This window comes from Pantoea sp. JK (assembly GCF_026130245.1).
In the GTDB taxonomy this organism is placed as follows: domain Bacteria; phylum Pseudomonadota; class Gammaproteobacteria; order Enterobacterales; family Enterobacteriaceae; genus Pantoea; species Pantoea trifolii.
Genome location: NZ_JAINFN010000012.1, coordinates 104,873 through 122,087 on the forward strand (window position 1 = coordinate 104,873; position 17,215 = coordinate 122,087).

General features: G+C 56.4%; 14 protein-coding genes. 10 read left to right on the top strand and 4 right to left on the bottom strand.

The genetic code is table 11. The features are described from left to right. Positions 1-260 precede the first annotated feature (260 nt). From PanJK_RS21765 to PanJK_RS21785, 5 genes are all read left to right on the top strand, one after another. On the top strand, positions 261-1,157 hold the full coding sequence (locus PanJK_RS21765) for an ABC transporter substrate-binding protein (RefSeq protein WP_256698847.1): 897 nt from the start codon (positions 261-263) through the stop codon (positions 1,155-1,157). Next, a complete protein-coding gene (locus tag PanJK_RS21770) occupies positions 1,154-2,077 on the top strand; it encodes an amino acid ABC transporter permease (protein WP_256698846.1) in 924 nt (307 codons plus the stop codon). Before PanJK_RS21765 ends, PanJK_RS21770 begins: the two co-directional genes overlap by 4 nt. After that, positions 2,070-2,831: an amino acid ABC transporter ATP-binding protein gene (locus PanJK_RS21775; protein WP_061719602.1), complete on the top strand. Its 762-nt coding sequence runs from the start codon at positions 2,070-2,072 to the stop codon at positions 2,829-2,831. The genes PanJK_RS21770 and PanJK_RS21775 overlap by 8 nt, the downstream gene beginning before the upstream one ends. 34 nt (positions 2,832-2,865) lie before the next feature. After that, on the top strand, positions 2,866-5,166 hold the full coding sequence (locus tag PanJK_RS21780) for a molybdopterin-dependent oxidoreductase (protein WP_265302887.1): 2,301 nt from the start codon (positions 2,866-2,868) through the stop codon (positions 5,164-5,166). 61 nt (positions 5,167-5,227) lie between these two features. Beyond that, on the top strand, positions 5,228-5,482 hold the full coding sequence (locus PanJK_RS21785; protein WP_265302889.1) for an AbrB/MazE/SpoVT family DNA-binding domain-containing protein: 255 nt from the start codon (positions 5,228-5,230) through the stop codon (positions 5,480-5,482). Between the two features lie 138 nt (positions 5,483-5,620). On the opposite strand, the gene PanJK_RS21790 is transcribed toward PanJK_RS21785, so the two are convergent. Then, positions 5,621-9,331 carry an FAD-dependent oxidoreductase gene (locus PanJK_RS21790; protein ID WP_265302891.1) on the bottom strand — a complete coding sequence of 1,237 codons (3,711 nt, stop codon included), beginning with the start codon at positions 9,329-9,331 and terminating at the stop codon, positions 5,621-5,623. 328 nt (positions 9,332-9,659) lie between these two features. Between PanJK_RS21790 and PanJK_RS21795 the strand changes: the two genes are divergently transcribed. Continuing rightward, positions 9,660-9,785 carry a hypothetical protein gene (locus tag PanJK_RS21795; protein ID WP_265302893.1) on the top strand — a complete coding sequence of 42 codons (126 nt, stop codon included), beginning with the start codon at positions 9,660-9,662 and terminating at the stop codon, positions 9,783-9,785. Between the two features lie 114 nt (positions 9,786-9,899). Beyond that, entirely contained in the window at positions 9,900-10,124 is a 225-nt protein-coding gene (locus PanJK_RS21800) for a hypothetical protein (protein ID WP_007890034.1), read from the top strand. Here PanJK_RS21800 and PanJK_RS21805 read toward each other — a convergent pair. The 3 genes from PanJK_RS21805 to PanJK_RS21815 are packed head-to-tail and all read right to left on the bottom strand — an operon-like array spanning position 10,121 to position 13,118. After that, positions 10,121-11,434: an MmgE/PrpD family protein gene (locus tag PanJK_RS21805; RefSeq protein ID WP_265302896.1), complete on the bottom strand. Its 1,314-nt coding sequence runs from the start codon at positions 11,432-11,434 to the stop codon at positions 10,121-10,123. The genes PanJK_RS21800 and PanJK_RS21805 overlap by 4 nt on opposite strands. Next, positions 11,434-12,576 (bottom strand): amidohydrolase, encoded by a 1,143-nt coding sequence (locus PanJK_RS21810; RefSeq protein WP_265302898.1) that lies wholly within the window; start codon positions 12,574-12,576, stop codon positions 11,434-11,436. Before PanJK_RS21810 ends, PanJK_RS21805 begins: the two co-directional genes overlap by 1 nt. Then, positions 12,573-13,118: a GNAT family N-acetyltransferase gene (locus PanJK_RS21815; RefSeq protein WP_061719596.1), complete on the bottom strand. Its 546-nt coding sequence runs from the start codon at positions 13,116-13,118 to the stop codon at positions 12,573-12,575. The genes PanJK_RS21810 and PanJK_RS21815 overlap by 4 nt, the downstream gene beginning before the upstream one ends. Positions 13,119-13,406: 288 nt before the next feature. Between PanJK_RS21815 and PanJK_RS21820 the strand changes: the two genes are divergently transcribed. Genes PanJK_RS21820 through PanJK_RS21830 form a run of 3 tightly spaced genes read left to right on the top strand, consistent with a single transcriptional unit; the run spans position 13,407 to position 17,030 of the window. After that, a complete protein-coding gene (locus tag PanJK_RS21820) occupies positions 13,407-14,477 on the top strand; it encodes an iron-containing alcohol dehydrogenase family protein (protein ID WP_265302901.1) in 1,071 nt (356 codons plus the stop codon). Positions 14,478-14,510: 33 nt separating this feature from the next. Beyond that, positions 14,511-15,812, top strand: a complete 1,302-nt coding sequence (locus tag PanJK_RS21825) for an LLM class flavin-dependent oxidoreductase (protein WP_265302904.1) — start codon at positions 14,511-14,513, stop codon at positions 15,810-15,812. 18 nt (positions 15,813-15,830) lie between these two features. Next, entirely contained in the window at positions 15,831-17,030 is a 1,200-nt protein-coding gene (locus PanJK_RS21830) for an aminotransferase class I/II-fold pyridoxal phosphate-dependent enzyme (RefSeq protein ID WP_265302906.1), read from the top strand. Positions 17,031-17,215 lie beyond the last annotated feature (185 nt).

Consider the following 17,215-nt stretch of genomic DNA (forward strand, 5'->3'; position numbering starts at 1 on the left):
GTCTTGGATGCCAAACTGGTGCGGAAATCCCGCCTTGCAACCGTGCTTGCGGCTATTGCCATATTTCGGCAATAGATATGTTTTTTTCGCATTTGTGATTGTTATCTATCTTCCAGAGAATGTTCAGCGGGACGTTCTGAGGATGACAATTCCTTCCGCCACGCGCCTTTCGCGTGAGGTGAGTCAGGAGACAAAACCATCGCTACCTCAACGCCTTTTCCCTGTGGGGAAACTTTTTATAAATCAGGAGAAAGGTTCCAGTGAAATTCGCCAAAGGCATGACAATTCTTGCGCTCGCGCTGAGTGCACACACCGCGTTCGCCGCCGATGAATCCGTCCCAACTGACAGCTCAATCCACGTGCAGGCCGATCCCGCGCTGAAAAGTTTGCTGCCGGCGGATGTGGTGAAACGTGGCTACATTGTTGCCGGAACCAACCCCAACACGCCGCCAACCACCTTCTATAAAGAAGACAACAAAACCTTGGCCGGTCGTGAAATCGATATCATGAATGCCGTGGGCGAACGCTTGGGAATCCAGGTTCAGTGGCGCGACACCGGCGGATTCGACAACATCATTCCTGGCCTGAAAACCGGTCGTTACGATGTGGCGCTCTCCAACATCAATGCCACGCCAGCGCGTGCCAAAATCATCGACTTCGTCGGTTACTACGATGCCAGCCGCCTCGGCATTATCGCGCGTAAAGATGCCAACATCGCACCATTCAAAGAACTGGCTGACGTATGCGGTAAAGAAGTGGGTGCCGGTTCCGGTACCACGCAGGTCACGCGCCTTGAAGACGCCAGCAAAGCCTGTGAAGCGGCCGGTAAAAAGCCAATCAAAGTTTCAGTATTCCCGGATCGTCCAGCTGGTGTGCAGGCGGTGGTAAGCGGTCGCGTGCCGATGTTCCTTGGCCCGTATGAAGGCTTGCTGTGGCAGGTGAAAGTGATCAAACCGCTGACCATGAGCGGCGAAATCACCGTACACGATGCGCCAGTCTCCGTTGCGTTCCCGAAAGATTCTGCGCTGGAGCCCGCCGTACAAGCCGCGCTGAACTCGCTGATCAAAGATGGCAGCTATAACAAGATCCTCGACAACTGGGGCATCGGCTTTGGCGCTGTTAAAGAAGCCAAACGCAATCAGGAAATCTTTCAATGAGTGATTTTCACGACCACACCGGCGATTTGAAAATCGTCGGCAAACGTTACTACGGACGCTGGCTGAGTGCGCTGGTGGTGCTGTTGTGCGTGGTGGCGATGGCGAACTCGATGATTAACAATCCACGCTTCGAATGGAGCGTGATTGCGGAGAACTTTACCGGCGAATCGATCCTGCAAGGCGTATTAATGACGCTGCAGCTCACCGCAATCTCTGTGGTGCTGGGTTTTGCTTTTGGTACGGTGCTGGCCCTGATGCGCCTCTCCTCCAATCCGGTGCTGGTGGGCGTGAGCTGGTTTTATACCTGGTTCTTCCGTGGTGTGCCGATGCTGGTGCAACTGTTCCTGTGGTACAACATCGCGGCGCTTTATCCCACCATCGCCTTGTCGATTCCGGGCCTCGGCGAAATCTGGAGCACGCAATCTAACGCGTTAGTCAGCCCATTCAGTGCGGCGGTGATCGCGCTGGTGATGCACCAATCCGCTTATGCCGCTGAAATTGTGCGTGCCGGTATCCAGAGCGTCGGCAACGGCCAACTGGAAGCCGCGCGTGCGCTTGGCTATCGCCCTTCACAGATTTTCCGTCACACCGTGCTACCGCAGGCGATGCGCGCCATCATGCCGCCAGCCGGCAACGAAATCATTGGTCAGCTTAAAACCACGGCGGTGGTGTCCGTGATCTCGCTGCAGGACGTGCTGTTCTCGGCGCAGATTATTTACCAGCGCACCTATGAAGTGATTCCGCTGCTGCTGGTGGCAACCTTGTGGTATCTGCTGATGACCTCGGTGCTGTCAGTCGGTCAGTTCTATGTGGAACGCTATTTTGGGCGTGGCGTCACACGCCGGGAAAAACGCAGTTTGCTGAAATCGCTGCCGGGTTTTTCAGCGGCGAAAGCAGAAAGGAGCGTCAGCAATGGGTGAGGCGATCGCATTACGTAAAGTCACCAAACGCTTCTCTGGCGTCACCATTCTGGATGAAGTGAATCTGGATATTCCCGCCGGTTCAGTCACGGTGATCCTTGGACCATCGGGCTCGGGTAAATCCACGCTGCTGCGCTGCATCAACCATCTGGAAAAACTGGATGGCGGCACCATTCGCATCGGCGGCGAGATCATCGGCTACAAGCAGAAAGGCCAGGCGCTGCACGAGTTAAGCAGCGGTGAAGTTGCGCGTCAGCGTGCCGAAATCGGCATGGTGTTCCAGCAGTTTAACCTGTTCCCGCACCGCACCGTATTGCAGAACATTGTGGATGCGCCGATGCGCGTGAAGAAGCAGAGCCGTCAGCAGGCGACCAGCAAAGCGCTGTCGCTGCTGAAGCAAGTGGGTTTGTCAGGCCGCGAAGAAGAGTGGCCGCAGAATCTCTCCGGCGGACAGCAGCAGCGTGTGGCGATTGCTCGCGCGCTGGCGATGGATCCTGGTGTGATGCTGTTTGATGAACCGACGTCAGCGCTCGACCCCGAATTGGTGGGTGAAGTATTGCAGGTGATTAAACAGCTGGCGCACTCCGGCATCACCATGGTGGTGGTGACGCATGAAATTGGTTTTGCGCGCGAGGTTGCCGACAACATTGTGTTTATGGAAAGCGGCAAAATCGTGGCGGCGGGACCAACCCAGCAAGTGCTCGACGACCCGGAAAACGGGCGCGTAAGAAACTTTATTGCAACGGTGCTTTAGGCACCGTTTTTCTTTTTTGATGCCAGGAACAGTGATGACGCAAAAACCGGTAATGCACAGCGCCCATTGGGGCGCTTTTCATGCCCAGCAACAGGGCGATCGGCTCACCATCGAACCGTTTAAGGGCGATCCCGATCCCAGTCCGCTGCTGCAAAACTTCCGCACTGCGTTAAACCATCCGGCACGCGTATCCCGTCCAATGGTGCGTCGTGGCTGGCTGGAGAACGGGCCGGGTCCGGACGATCGTCGCGGCAACGATGAGTACGTCGCGGTGAGCTGGGATGACGCTTACGCGTTAGTAACGCGCGAACTGCAACGCGTCGGCGACACTTATGGCCCGGAAGGCATCTTCGGCGGCTCTTACGGTTGGTCGAGCGCCGGGCGCTTTCACCACGCGCAAAGTCAGGTGCATCGCTTCCTCAACACCACGCTCGGCGGCTACGTGCGCTCGGTTAACAGCTACAGCTCTGGCTCCGCGTCGGTGTTGCTGCCACACATCGTCGGCGACATGAATGAAATTGCCCGTCGCGGCGTCAGTTGGGAAGAGATCGCCCAGCACAGCGAAATCGTGCTGGCATTTGGCGGTTTAGCATTGAAAAACTCACAGGTCGCCAGCGGCGGCTTGAGCGAACACACCGAGCGCGGCTTTATGCAGCAGGCGGCGCAGCGTGGCACGCGCTTTATCTCGGTTAGCCCGCTGAAAAGCGATCTGCCTGAGGAAGCGCAGGGCGAATGGCTGGCGCTGCGACCGGGCACTGACGCGGCCTTCATCCTTGGCGTGTTATCGGTATTGATCGCAGAACAGCTGACCGACGAGGCTTTCCTCGCGCGCTACACCGTGGGCTGGCCAGAAATGGCGGCCTACATTCGTGGCGAAGAAGATGGCACGCCGCGCGATGCGGCGTGGGCAGCAGAAATTTGCGGCGTCAGCGCGGAGTTCATCAGGGATTTCGCCCGCCAGTTGCACGGCAAACGCGTGCTGGTGACGGTGGCGCATGCCTTGCAGCGCGCCGAAAACGGCGAACAACCGGTATGGCTGGGATTGGTGCTGGCGGCCGCGCTCGGTCAGCCGGGCTTGCCGGGCGGTGGCTACACCTATGCGCTTGGCGCGCTAGGCCATTACGGCAAGCATCACAATCTGGTGAGTTTCCCGGCACTGCCGCAGGGCAAGAACGGCATCGATCGCCTGATTCCGGTAGCGCGTATCGCCGATATGCTGCTCAATCCCGGCAAACAATTTGACTACAATGGCCGCCGCTTAACCTATCCACACATCCGTCTGGCATATTGGGCGGGCGGCAATCCGTTCCACCATCATCAGGATCTCGCGCGCCTGCGTCAGGCTTTCTGCCAGCTGGATACGCTGATCGTCCATGAAATCGCCTGGACCGCCAGCGCGCGCCATGCCGATATCGTCTTGCCCGCCACCATGACGCTGGAGCGCGAAGACATTGGCGGCGCACCTACCGATCGCCATTTGTTTGCCATGCAGCCGGTGTCGCAGCCGTTCGGCGAAGCCAAAGATGATTACGCGATTTTCACCGAGCTGGCACGCCGTTTAGGGCGGGAAGAAGCCTTCACCGAAGGACGCGATACGCGCGGCTGGTTGCAGCATCATTACGCTCAGCTGCAACAGAAGCTGGCGGCGCATCAGGTTGAGATCCCCGACTTCGAGAAGTTCTGGCAACAAGGCGTGCTGGAGCTGCCGCAGCTGAAAGATGGCGGCCGCATGATTAACGCGTTCCGCGCCGATCCAGAAGCGTCGCCGCTGCCGACGCCGAGTGGGAAAATCGAAATTTTCTCCGCCACCATCGCCAGCTTTAATTATGAAAACTGTCCCGGTCATCCGGTATGGCGCGAGCCGCAGCAGCAACCGAATGTCGATCATCCGTTCTGGCTGATTGCCAATCAGCCGGCGACGCGCTTGCACAGCCAGCTCGATTTTGGGGATTACAGCCTGAGCGGTAAACGCGATGGCCGCGAAGTGTGCAGTTTGCATCCGGCTGATGCGGCCGCGTTGGGTATTAACGATGGCGATATCATCGAGCTCTATAACGCGCGCGGCCACGTACTCGCCAGTGCGCGTTTGACCGAATCCATCATGCGCGGCGTGGTACAGTTGCCGACCGGCGCCTGGTACGATCCGGTCGATCCCACCGCGCTGCGTCCTCTGTGTCGTCACGGCAATCCTAATGTGCTGACGCTGGATATCGGCACCTCGTCGCTGGCACAAGGCTGCAGCGGGCAAATCACCGTGGTACAGGTGCGGAAATATCAAGGTGAAGTGACGCCGGTACAGGCGTTTAATCCGCCAAATACATTATCATTCTCGTAGGGTCGCCATTCATGGCGACCGGCAAAGGATGTGAGCATTAATGCTCACTTTGGAGTGATATATGGCCTTAACCAAAATGCGTCAGCAAGGTGAAAACCTCGTGCTAACAATTCCCAGTGATATTGCGACCAAAGCCGGTTGGCATGTGGGGATTGAGCTGGATGTCACTACAACTGACGAGTCAATCAACATCAAACCTGTTAACCGGATTGCACGAGGCAGGAAAACAATTGACCAACTGTTAGCTGGCATTGATCAGGCCGAGATTCGTAAGTTCAATCAGGCAGTAAGAGACGAGTTTTGCCGCGAAAGTTGAACCACACATCATGGACGAAATCCTGTCGATGGTGGTGGATTTGATTGATCCGCGTTGAAACGCTGAAAACTCACTCAACATTCGTAGGGTCGCCATTCATGGCGACCAATTGCCCCTTAACTGACCCGCTTTTTCATCTCATGCCGTGGTTTTCCGGTTTTGCGTCAAATCTTTCACCGTTTCCGCTGCACGTTTTCCGGCGAGGAACGCGTGGTCCGAGTTGTAATATTCCCACTCGCTGTAGCGCCCGGAAAGATGGATGCCTTGCGTCACCAGCCAGCTGCGAATGAGTGTAACGTTAGCGGTGCGTTGATGGTCGTACACCACATAGGCGTACGGCATATCCACTTCACTGGCGGTCACGATTTCATCATCGGCATTGATGATGCCGACCCGAATGCAATCTGCGATACAGCGTTCAATCAACGCATCACCTTCACAAGGCAGCGGCTGATCGGCGCGATAGGTCATTTCGCAGGTCAGGCCAAAACCGCCTTGTGGATTACAGTGCGGGCTGGCGTTGCCCTGTAAAAAGATGCGATGGAACAGCGTGTTGCCGGGATAGTAAATCCAGTGCTTGTCGCTGATATCCGCGCGGCCAATGCCCAGATTGACGCAGCGCACCGAGATATGGCGCAACTGCTGCGCCGCTTTCTGCACCGCCTCGGGCGCAAAGCTGCCCATCAATCGCACCAGCTCCGGCAGCGGCAGGGTGCTGATCATCTGGTCATAATGGAACTGGCGACCATCACGCAACAGCACGCGCCGTTGCAGCGGCTGGATATCACTGACGTCCGCTTCCATCTCCAGCGCGCAATTCAGATGGGGCAGAAATCCTTCCATCAGCGCCTGAAAACCGCCGCGCAGCGGATAGCCAAAGCGCGCGTTGGGACCGACCGGCTTATCCAGCGGCGCCAGCGCACCGGAGATGATCTGCTCCAAATCCGGCAGCGGCACGCGTCCGCCGAGCCATGAAGTCTCCATATTCACCAGCGGGGTTTTCCACAGTTTCTGGTTATACGGCAGGGCGAAATGTCGCGCGATGCCTTTGCCCCAGGTACGGAAAATGAAGCTCTCAAAATCTTCGCTTTCCGGCGGACAGGCCAAGGTTTCACCATCCGGGATGGCGCCATCGGCGCAGCAGTCGCGACGCGCTTCGGTGGCGACGGCCTGCAAAGCGGGAGGTGATGCATAGCGCGCCTCAATCGCACCCAACACGCACTCGCCAATCACCTCGGCGGGCAAACCGTGCAGTGCCGACTGGAACGGATAACGGGTGTAAACATCATGGCTGTAAACCCAGGCTTCACGCGTTTGCCAGTGCTGATTGTCGCCCAGCAGGATGTCGTACAAACGCAACACGTAAGGATCGTTGGAGAACATAATGTGGCCGGCGTGATCGAAGGTGAATCCCTGATCCTCGACCGAACGGCACCAGCCGCCCACGCTGGCATTTTTCTCCAGCACCACCGCGCCCGCGCCGTAGTGATAACCGGCGCTCAATCCGGTTGGCCCGGCACCGAGAATCAAGCACTCAACAGTATTGTGCGCCTGCACTGGTGGACGGGCGGCGGCCACGTCGGGCTGGGAAATCGGGCGTTTCGTCAGCGCCACGATATGCGCCTGCATCTCTTCAGCGGTGCGATCCCACGAAGTTGCCGCAACGCGTGCCGCCATGTTTTTCGCCAGCTGATAGCGGGTTTCGAGCGGCATGTTGAGCGCGGCATCGCAGGCTTGAATAAAGCTCTGATGAGAATCGGCGATGCTTACCACCTCGGCGTAATGGCGCACCACATCGGCAATCGCGGTGCTGACGATCGGCAGCTGCGCCGCCATGTATTCCAGCACTTTGGTCGGGCTAATAAAACGCGTCGATGGATTGAGCGCGAAAGGCATCAGGCACAGATCCCAGCCAGCGAGAAAGTGCGGCAAGGCGGCGTAAGGTTGCTGTCCAAACCAATGCAGATTGCTGCGCTGCGGTAGGCTGGCGACGTCAATTTTTACCACCGGGCCGACCATCACGATCTGCCAGTCAGGATGCGCATCTGCTAGCGCGGCAATCAGCGTCAGGTCGAGGCGTTCATCAATCACGCCGTAATAGCCGAGGCGCGGCTTGGGCAGGTTTTCCTGCAGCGGATGGCCGTTAGTGCGGTCCAGCGCTTGTTCAAAATGTCCCGCATCGACGCTGCTTGGATAGCAGTAAACATGCGGATGGCGATGTTTCTTCGCTTCATACAGGCTGGTGCCGCCGGTAAACACCAAATCAGCACGGCTCAACAGCGCCGATTCACGCTGCTGCAGTTGACGCGGTGCCTGATTAAAGGCGGAAAGCTCATCCATGCAGTCATAGATAATCGCGCTCGGGGTGAAGCAGGCCAAAAGCGGCAGCGCCATCGGCGTGTAAAACCACACCAGCGGCGTTTCATCGTGATCCAGCAGCTCGGCCAGTAGCGGCTGCAGCACAGCGATTTGGCTGTCGTGGAAGCCGGGCGCGGCCACATCGGTATGCGGCTCGATCACCGTCACATTCGGTGCCGGTTGATAGTGGCGTAACGCGGCTTCACCGGGCTGATAAATCGGTTCTTCGATAAACACAATGCGGTGGCACTGGGCGAGGCGCGACAACAGATGCTGTGGACGTTGAAAAACAAATCCCCAACGTAAATGACTGAATACCACTAATACGGATTGTTGCATGGTGCTTTCCTCTGGCCTGCTGTTTGGGATGATAAGTCTCTGAAAACGGGCTAATACTCGTTGTGATTGCTGTAATGACGCGGCATAAACCGGGTTCAGCAGGCGCTTTTTGTGAGGATCGACATCCCACAATCCGCTGCGTGGCCAGTCCTGGAGATCTTCCCAAAGCGGGCGATCAATAATCGGGTAGAGGCAGATGCCGCGAATATCACTGCCGTTGAGTTGGGCTTGCGCGACATCGGCGGTCACTTGGGTAAGCCAGGCGGCGCGTCCGCTGCCGACGTGGCTGGTTTCCGCCAGCAAAATGGGCCGCTGGTAACGTTCGGTTAACTGCGTCAGCAGCGGATGCAGCGGCACGCGGCGCGCATCGCCCAGATGCCACTCCAGCCGACAGCCGGACCCGGTGAGCCACTGATTGCCGTGGTAATAATTGGCACCGACCACATCGAGATAGTGCGGTTTGCCGCCGAGTTCCGGCTCGCGCAAACCGGCGATCATGTCCCAGGCCTGATATTGCGAAGCGTTGATATCGCAGGTGCGCTGCCGACACGCATCGCTGTCTTCATCCGGCACCACATGAATAATCGGGTCGCAGTGCAGGAAACGCGCACGCGGATCGGCGCGGCCAATGGCAGCGCAACCCGCCAGCGTGGCGCGAATTAATTGACGTTTAATCTCATCGGGATCGCTGTGTGCATTATTGCCAAACAGGCCGACAGAAATTCCCCATGCCATAAACGAGATTTCATTCATAGGTGAATAAATCGGTGCCTCTTCATAATATTCCGCGAGAAAAAGCGCCATGCGCTGACAAAAAGCGGCGAAGCGTGGCACAAATTCGCTGGAAAATAAGGTTAAATCGTCCGGCCAGCCGTAATGGCAAAAGGTCCAGTTAATTTGCATGCCAAATGAGCGCGCTGAATTCATGCGTTTTTTTAAACCTTCGAGCGTGGCGCGCGGTTCCATTTCCGCCAGTCGCCAGCCAATACTTTCGCGGGCGGAGGTAATGCCAAACTGCTGCAGCGCGGCGTAATCGTTGTGGTATTGCGATAAATGGTCGGTCAGCGCATTCATTGAAAGCCGTTCGCCGAAGGGATTGATATGATCCGCTCCCTCATAACCGGCTTGCCAAAAGCTGGAAAATGGCGGCATGGTGTTCCCCCGGAATAAAATTCAGGAAAGTGAAGTAAATAAAAGAAATTAACTACATTATAGGGTCGCCATTAATGGCGACCTATTAAATGAATATTAAAACTAATTAAAATTATAACCACGCTTTAGCTTAACGCAAATCACTGAGCTGAAAAGAAAATAAGCCTAGCGTGAGTTTTGCGTAATTAAGTGAAGCGGCAAAGTTAAAATAAAATGACATAGTTAAACTAATTCTTACGCTTAACTCACATATTGAAAAGAAGCACGAGTATTAATTTTTTTCATCACTACACTTTAATTAACCCACTTCGGGTTTACGGAGGGTCCTATGTCAGAACGTCCAGATGATGATGATGTACTTCCACTACCAGGTGATGATGAAACATTACCCGACGAAGATGATGATTTACCCCGCGATACTGAATTCCCTGAAGATCAGCAACCTAAAATCTGAAAATGGGTCGAGCCGCCGCCGGCGGCTCACTATTTAGAGTGCACTCTGCTGTAATTCCCCCATAATACCTCTCCAGGATTCATTTATTTTTTTAACACTTAAGGGAGAGATACGATGGTCAACGACTATTTCACACAGCCACCGATTGGCGTCACGGTTGAGCAACATAAGCGCACCGTTGCGGTTGCGGCGGCATTAGCGGTGGCAAAAGAGTCAGTTAGCGCCTCAACCTCTGCCAGCGGATCAAAGGCATCGTGGGATTTGCAGGCGGTTGCCAATGAAATCGCAAATCTGGCTGATGCCATTCAGGATGCGTTGGAGCCGGTTGAAACGCTTTAAGCGAGCAGTTGGGTTAACTGCGCCAGATGCGTGCTGTTAGCCAGCTCGCAGCTGTTCAGCAATTGTTGCTGGCGTTGCGGAGATTCCTGCTGCAGTGCCGCACGCAGCTTGCCTGCGACATCCACCGCATCGGTCAGCGATTGCTGACGTGTGCGGTGATGCTGCAACTGCGAGCCATCGCGTAGCGTAATCGTCACCAGATGAAAACGCAGCGCCGGGTTAATCGCATCCGGTGGCGCATTTTCATCTGGTATACGAAGTACTTTGTCCGCCAGCGGCATTACCTCCTGATTCAACTCGCCTTCGGCAAAATCCTGCAAACGCAAATCGCCATACATCAGCATCGCGGCGATGACGTATTCCAGACTGAAACGCGCTTCAATGCCGTTGGTCGGCACACGCACCGATGCGGCAATATCGCCGCCCGGCGGAAACGCCACGCTGATCTCGCTAATGCTTTCCAGCAATGTTTCCAGTGATTTACCGCTCGCAAGCCATTCATTGCGCAAGATGCGCGTGGCTTCGGCGGCGCTGTGCGTACCGGCGCAGGTGGGGAAGGGTTTGAACTCCAGTCCAGGCGTAACGATACGCCACGGCTGCGCCCAGTTATCAATCAGCTTTTCCGGCTGCGCCTGGCCGTTGCTGGTGGCAGAGATAAATGCTTCGATCACGCCATCCTGCTTACCATCAAAACCCGCCAGCGTAAGCTGGGCGGCGGTCACCGCGCGTTCTGCCGCAAACCCCGCGTGCAGCGGCTTCACCGCCGAACCAAACTGCGCGCGTAAACCGCTGGCCTGCGTGGTGGCGATGCCGATCAGCGTCGCGGTGGCAGAGACATCTAAAGCCAGCAACCGCGCCAGCGCGGCGGCGGCGGCAACCGTGCCGAGCGTCGCGGTATTGTGATTGCCTAAGGCGTAATGCTGTTGGCTGACGGCCAGACCTAAACGTCCGGCGACTTCAACGCCAATCGCGTAGGCATCAAGGAACTGATCCAGCTCAGAAGGCTGCAGCTGCTGCCAGGCAAACAGCGCGGGCAGAATCACCACGCTGGGATGTCCGCGAAAATCCGCGTGAAAATCATCGTAATCCAACGCGTGGCTGGCATAACCGAGCAGCAGCGCGTGAGATCGCGCGCTGCCGTCGCCATATACGCTGCGCAGCGCCGGTAAACCGCTATCCGGCACCTGGCCTTGCAATACCGGCCAGCTGACGGCGAGGAAATCACGCACGCCCTGGCGTGCGGCAGCACGTGCAAGGTCGTCAGGTTGGCTGTGAACAATGCGCTCAGCCAGCGCGGCGGTTAGGCTCATCAGCTCACGCTCTTCAGCGCTGCGACCGCCAGATTGGCGAGATAGCGCGACGTCGGCAGCAGCACATCATCATTGATGCGAAACGCCGGATGGTGCAGCGCATAAGGCTCGCCGGTGCCAATCATCATGAATGCGCCCGGCAGCTGTTGCTGATAGAACGCGAAGTCTTCGCCGATTGGGCTGGCTTCCACCACGCGCGCCTCAAAACCGCTGGCGCTGGCCTGCTGCAAGGCAAAATCCGCCCAATGCGCATCATTCACTACGGATAGCGGACCCGCGTGCCAGTTGAATTTCACCTCGGCGGCGAAAGCGGCGCCGATACCATGCACGATTTCACGGAAGCGCTGCTCCAGACGCTCGCGCGTTTCCTGCGAGAACGAGCGCACCGTGCCTTCCAGCCAGGCGCTATCAGGAATCACGTTCCAGGTGCTGCCGCTGTGAATCTGGGTGATCGAGACCACCGCGTTATCGCCGGATGGCGCATTGCGGCTGATCAGCGTTTGCGCTGCCGAGATAATTTGCGCAGCAATCACAATCGGATCGTTGCCCTGATGCGGTTTAGCGGCGTGGCTACCAATGCCAGTGATGCTGATATCAAAGCGATCAACCGCCGCCGTTAACGGACCGGCTTTGCTGCCAATCACGCCAGGCGGCAGCGACGGATCGTTGTGGATGCCGAAAATAGCCACCGCATCATCCAGCGCGCCAGTAGCGATCACATCGGGCGCGCCCTGGCCGGTCTCTTCCGCCGCCTGGAACAGAATGCGCACGCGACCTGGCAGCGTATCTTCCTGCTGTTTGAGCAGAATCGCCGCGCCCAGCGCCGCCGAACTGTGGAAGTCGTGGCCGCAGGCGTGCATCACGCCGGGACGTTCAGAACGGAAGCTCACATCCGACTGCTCTTCAATCGGCAGCGCATCGATGTCAGAACGTAGCACCATCAGCGGACCGTTTTCACGACCTATTTCCGCGACTAAACCGGTTTTGAGCGGCAGATCCAGCACGCGAATATGGTGTTTCTCTAATTGCTGGCGAATACGTGCGGTGGTTTCAAACTCTTGATTGGAGAGCTCAGGAAAACGGTGCAGTTCATGGCGGAAAGCGATCAGCTGTTCGCCTAAGGTGTCGAGTGATTGGCTCATGCTGTTACTCCTTGTTGCGCCGCCTGGCGTGTTAACCACGCATCGTGGGCGGCTTCATCCAATACTTTCTTCATATATTGCGTAATGTGGCCTTTGCCAAGATCGGTGGTGTGCATCAGCTGGAAACCGCGCTTTTTGTACATCTCGATCAGCCACGGATGGCTGGTGGCGGTGCCGAGCGACACCGCAGGCGCGCGTAATTGGCCCAGCAGAATCTCCTGCTCAAGGCGATCCTGCACCTGACGGCCATATTGCTTGCCGGGATAATCGGGATGCGCGCCAAACCAGCCGATGTGCGGCAGGCCAAACGGGCCGGGCAGCGGTCCCCACGGATAACGTACGGTAACGGATGAGACCATCACCTCATCGGCATACAGGGCATAAACGCCGTGGCTTTGCAGATGACGTAACGTTTTGGCAAGGTCGGCGGTAGCGGCATCAAACTTGATGCCGAGCGCCAGCGTAGGCGCATACGCGGCATGCATCAGCGCCTGATAGGTTTCCACCTCGTCTTCTCTGACCTGACGAAATTCAAGTGACATAGATATCCCCGGGAAAAATATGCGCTTTTGTAGGGTCGCCATTAATGGCGACCTAACAGGCATTCATACAAAAGAGATCAGACTACCAGCAAAGCCATTCACCGCTATATGTGAAAAATAACTAAGCTAATGCGAATTTGTGAAAATGAAATCACCCCTTTTGCATTGCTTAAATCGTTATTTACCGTAGTATGCAGAAAATACATAGCGCTATAACTATTCTGTATTAACCCTCTGAATTATCTTAATTTAATCCGTTATAGCCTTATTCTTAATCAGGGTGACGCCGTGTTAGCGATCAAATCTCCGCGTGCATATGCACATGAATCCGGTTTGCGTGCGCGCGCCGGTGAATTTATCAAACCTTACGCTTCCCATATTCGCATCTTTACTTCTCCTCGTGCCTGGCAGGCGGTTAATCCGGAATTAACCCACAGCCTTGAAGCCAATGCTATACGCTGGGAAATAGAGTATCTGATCGGTGAATGCACCGATGCCGCGATTGCAACCCTGAAGCAAAATGTCGAGCAGCAGGGCGTTGAACTGCTGTTTGCGGTCGGTGGCGGACGCGTATTGGATGCGGCGAAAGCGGTGGGTAGCCAATTGCCCGATCTCAAGGTGATCAACTTCGCGACGGTTGCCGCGACTTGCGCTGCCTGGTCGCCGGTGGCGATTGTTTACAATGAGCAGGGCGGCCATGTGCGCAGCCAGCCGCTGGGCAAAATGCCTGATTTGGTGCTGGTGGATAGCGAGATTATTGCGCGCAGCGACGTGCGTTATCTGAAAGCCGGCATCGTTGATGCGCTGGCAAAATATTACGAGTTCTATCCTTATCAGCGTAACAATCCCCACGATCTGGCGCTGGATCTCAAAGTGATGACTGCCAAACGCGCACTGGATCTCTATCGCGAGCTGGGTGCAGCGGCGGTTGCTGCTAACGAACAGCAGATTGTCACGCCGGAGCTGGTGAAAATCATCGATGCCAACATCGTGTTGGCCGGATTAGCCAACAGCGTGCGCGATGTGTTGCCCACGCCGGGTTTTGCCCACGCCATTCACAATCGTCTGACGCATCAGCCGGAGCTGCACGAATGGCTGCACGGCGAAAAAGTGGGTTACAGCCTGCTGGTGCAATCGCTGATTGAGCATAAAGGCGTGCCGGATGCCGATTTGCTGGCGCTGCTGCGTGAGTACGACATGCCGCTGACCTTAGCACCGTTAACCGGCGACCGCGCGGCAACGATCCGCACTATCGCGGAACAAATTAAATTCCCGGCGGCCAGCGCCGAGCGCTTGCCATTCCGCATCTCTGCTGATGCGCTGGAACAGGCGCTGCTGGCGACCGAGAACACATTTTAAATCGCACCACTTTTAATTGACCAGGACAAATTAATGGCTAACTCACAACAACAACGCCGCATCCGTTTAGGCCTTTTCGTGCAGCCGGTAGGACAACACGTCAGCGGCTGGCGCCTGACGAAAAAACTCGGCGATCCGACTGACATTGACTGGCTGATCACCATCGCCAAAAAAGCTGAAGCCGGTAAATTCGATCTGTTCTTCGTCGGCGATGCGCTGGCTACCAGCATGTATCGCCTGCCATCGACCATGGCGCGCCTTGAGCCGCTGACCATGCTGTCGGCGCTGGCGGTCAACACTAAACGCATCGGTCTGGCGGCCACCGCGTCCACTACCTTCAGCGATCCGTTCACCATGGCGCGCAGCTTCTCTTCGCTGGACCATATCAGCCGTGGTCGCGCTGCGTGGAACGTGGTGACTTCGTTCTCTGCCGATGTGGCACGCAACTTTAGCCGCAACGATATGCCGAACCACGCCGAGCGTTATGCGCGGGCGCGTGAATTCCTCGAAGTAGCGGAAAAACTGTGGGCCGGCTGGGAAGAGGGCGCGGTGCAGCCGAATAAAGAGACCGGCGCGTACTTTGTTGATGACAAAATCCAGCCGATTAACCACCAGGGCGAACACTTCCAGGTGCAAGGCCCGCTGAATATCACCCGCTCACCGCAAGGCCGTCCGGTGATCATCGAAGCCGGATCGTCCGCCGATGGCCAGAAACTGGCGGCGGAAACCGCTGAAGTGATCTTCACCGCTGCGGCCAGCCTCGAAGAAGCGCAAACCTTCTATCGTTCGCAGAAAGATCAGGTAATTGCCGCCGGACGTAATCCGGATCACGTGGTGATCATGCCGGGCGTGATGCCAATTGTTGGCCACACGCGCGAAGAAGCCAAAGCGCTGTGGAAAGAGCTCAACACGCTGGTGGATATCGAAAACGGTCTGCGTCAGCTGTCGCTGCGTTTCAGCATGGATCTCAGCCAGTTCCCGCTGGATGGTCCGGTGCCAGAAGTGCCGCTGGGTGAAGGTAACCAGAGCCGCGTCAAACTGATGACCGACATGGCGAAGCGTGAAAATCTGACGCTGCGCGAGCTGGCGGCGGTAGCGGCCGGTTCACGTGGACATCGCGTGATTGTCGGTACCGCCGAAGATATCGCCGATGATTTCGAGCTGTGGCTGAACGAGGGCGGTGCGGATGGGTTCAATATCATGCCGGCGATTATGTCCGAGCAGCTGGATCTGTTTGTTGAGCTGGTAATCCCGGAACTGCGCCGTCGCGGCCTGTTCCGGGATGATTACGAGTTCGCCACGCTGCGTGAAAACCTCGGCTTGCCGGTGGCATAACCCCTTCAGGAGCACAACATGGTCACCTTATCAAAGCGTGTGCAGTCCGTGTCGCTCTCTGCCAATGCGGCGGCGCGTCAACTGACGCGCCAGCTAAAAGAGCAGGGCGTCGATATTCTCGATCTCACCACCGGTGAGCCAGATTTTGATACGCCTGCGCATATTCGTCAGGCTGCGGTGGCGGCGATGGAAGCCGGTGAAACGCGCTACACGCCAACCAACGGCACCACGCAGCTGCGCAAAGCGGTGATAGCCAAGCTGAAGAATGAGAACCAGCTCGATTATGAGCTGGGGCAAATCTGCATCGCTAACGGTGCCAAGCAGATCATCTTCAACGCCTTTGCCGCCACGCTGAATGAAGGCGATGAGGTGATTGTACCGGTGCCGTATTGGCCGACGTTCCCGGATAGCGTGCGTTTCAATGGCGGTGAAGCGGTGCTGTTGGAGTGTCCGCTCGAGCAGGAATACAAGTTGCAGCCGCAGCAGCTGGCGCAGGCAATTACCAGCAAAACCCGCTGGCTGGTGCTGAACAATCCCGGCAATCCTTCCGGCATGGTGTATAGCGCTGATGAGCTGACTGCGCTGGCGACGGTGCTACGCGATCATCCTGATGTGCTCATCATGCTGGATGAACTCTACGAACATATTCTGTTTGATGGCCGTGAACACGTCAGTTTGCTGCACGTCGCGCCGGATTTAGCCGAGCGTATTCTGCTGGTGGGCGGCGTGTCGAAAACCTACGCCATGACCGGCTGGCGCATTGGTTTTGGTGCCGGACCAAAAGCCTTGATCGACGCGATGGTGGTGGTGCAGTCGCAAAACAGTTCCGGTGCCGGCGCGGTCAGCCAGGCTGCGGCGGTGGCGGCGTATAACGGTGGACTCGACTTCCTGCCGCCGCAACTCACGGCTTATCAGGATCGCCGCGATGCAATTATGGCGTTCTTACAGCCGGTGCAGGAAATTGACGTGCTTAATCCAGATGGCGCGTTCTTTATTTTCTGCCGCTGCGCCGGTTTATTGGGTAAAACGCGTCCCGATGGACAGAAGATTGAAACTGAGCAGGATGTAATAAATTATCTGCTGGAAAGCGGGGTATCGGGCGTGGCGGGCAGCGCGTATGGTTTGTCGCCTTACTTCCGTTTATCCATTGCCACCGATATTGCAACGGTGCGTGAAGCGGGCCGCAGAATTGCACAGGCCTGTGCGGCATTAAGCTAATTTCTGCCAGATGCGCCAGATAATTCTTAGGTTTTGTCTGGCGTCTTATCGCAATAACTTTATGAGTCAATTAACAACTTTCCAACCCGCGTTTCATCCCGCATAATGCGCCTTTCATTATTTCCGGTTATTATTTCATGTCTAAACCATCCTTAAGTCTCAATATCGCTTTAATTAGTGGCCTG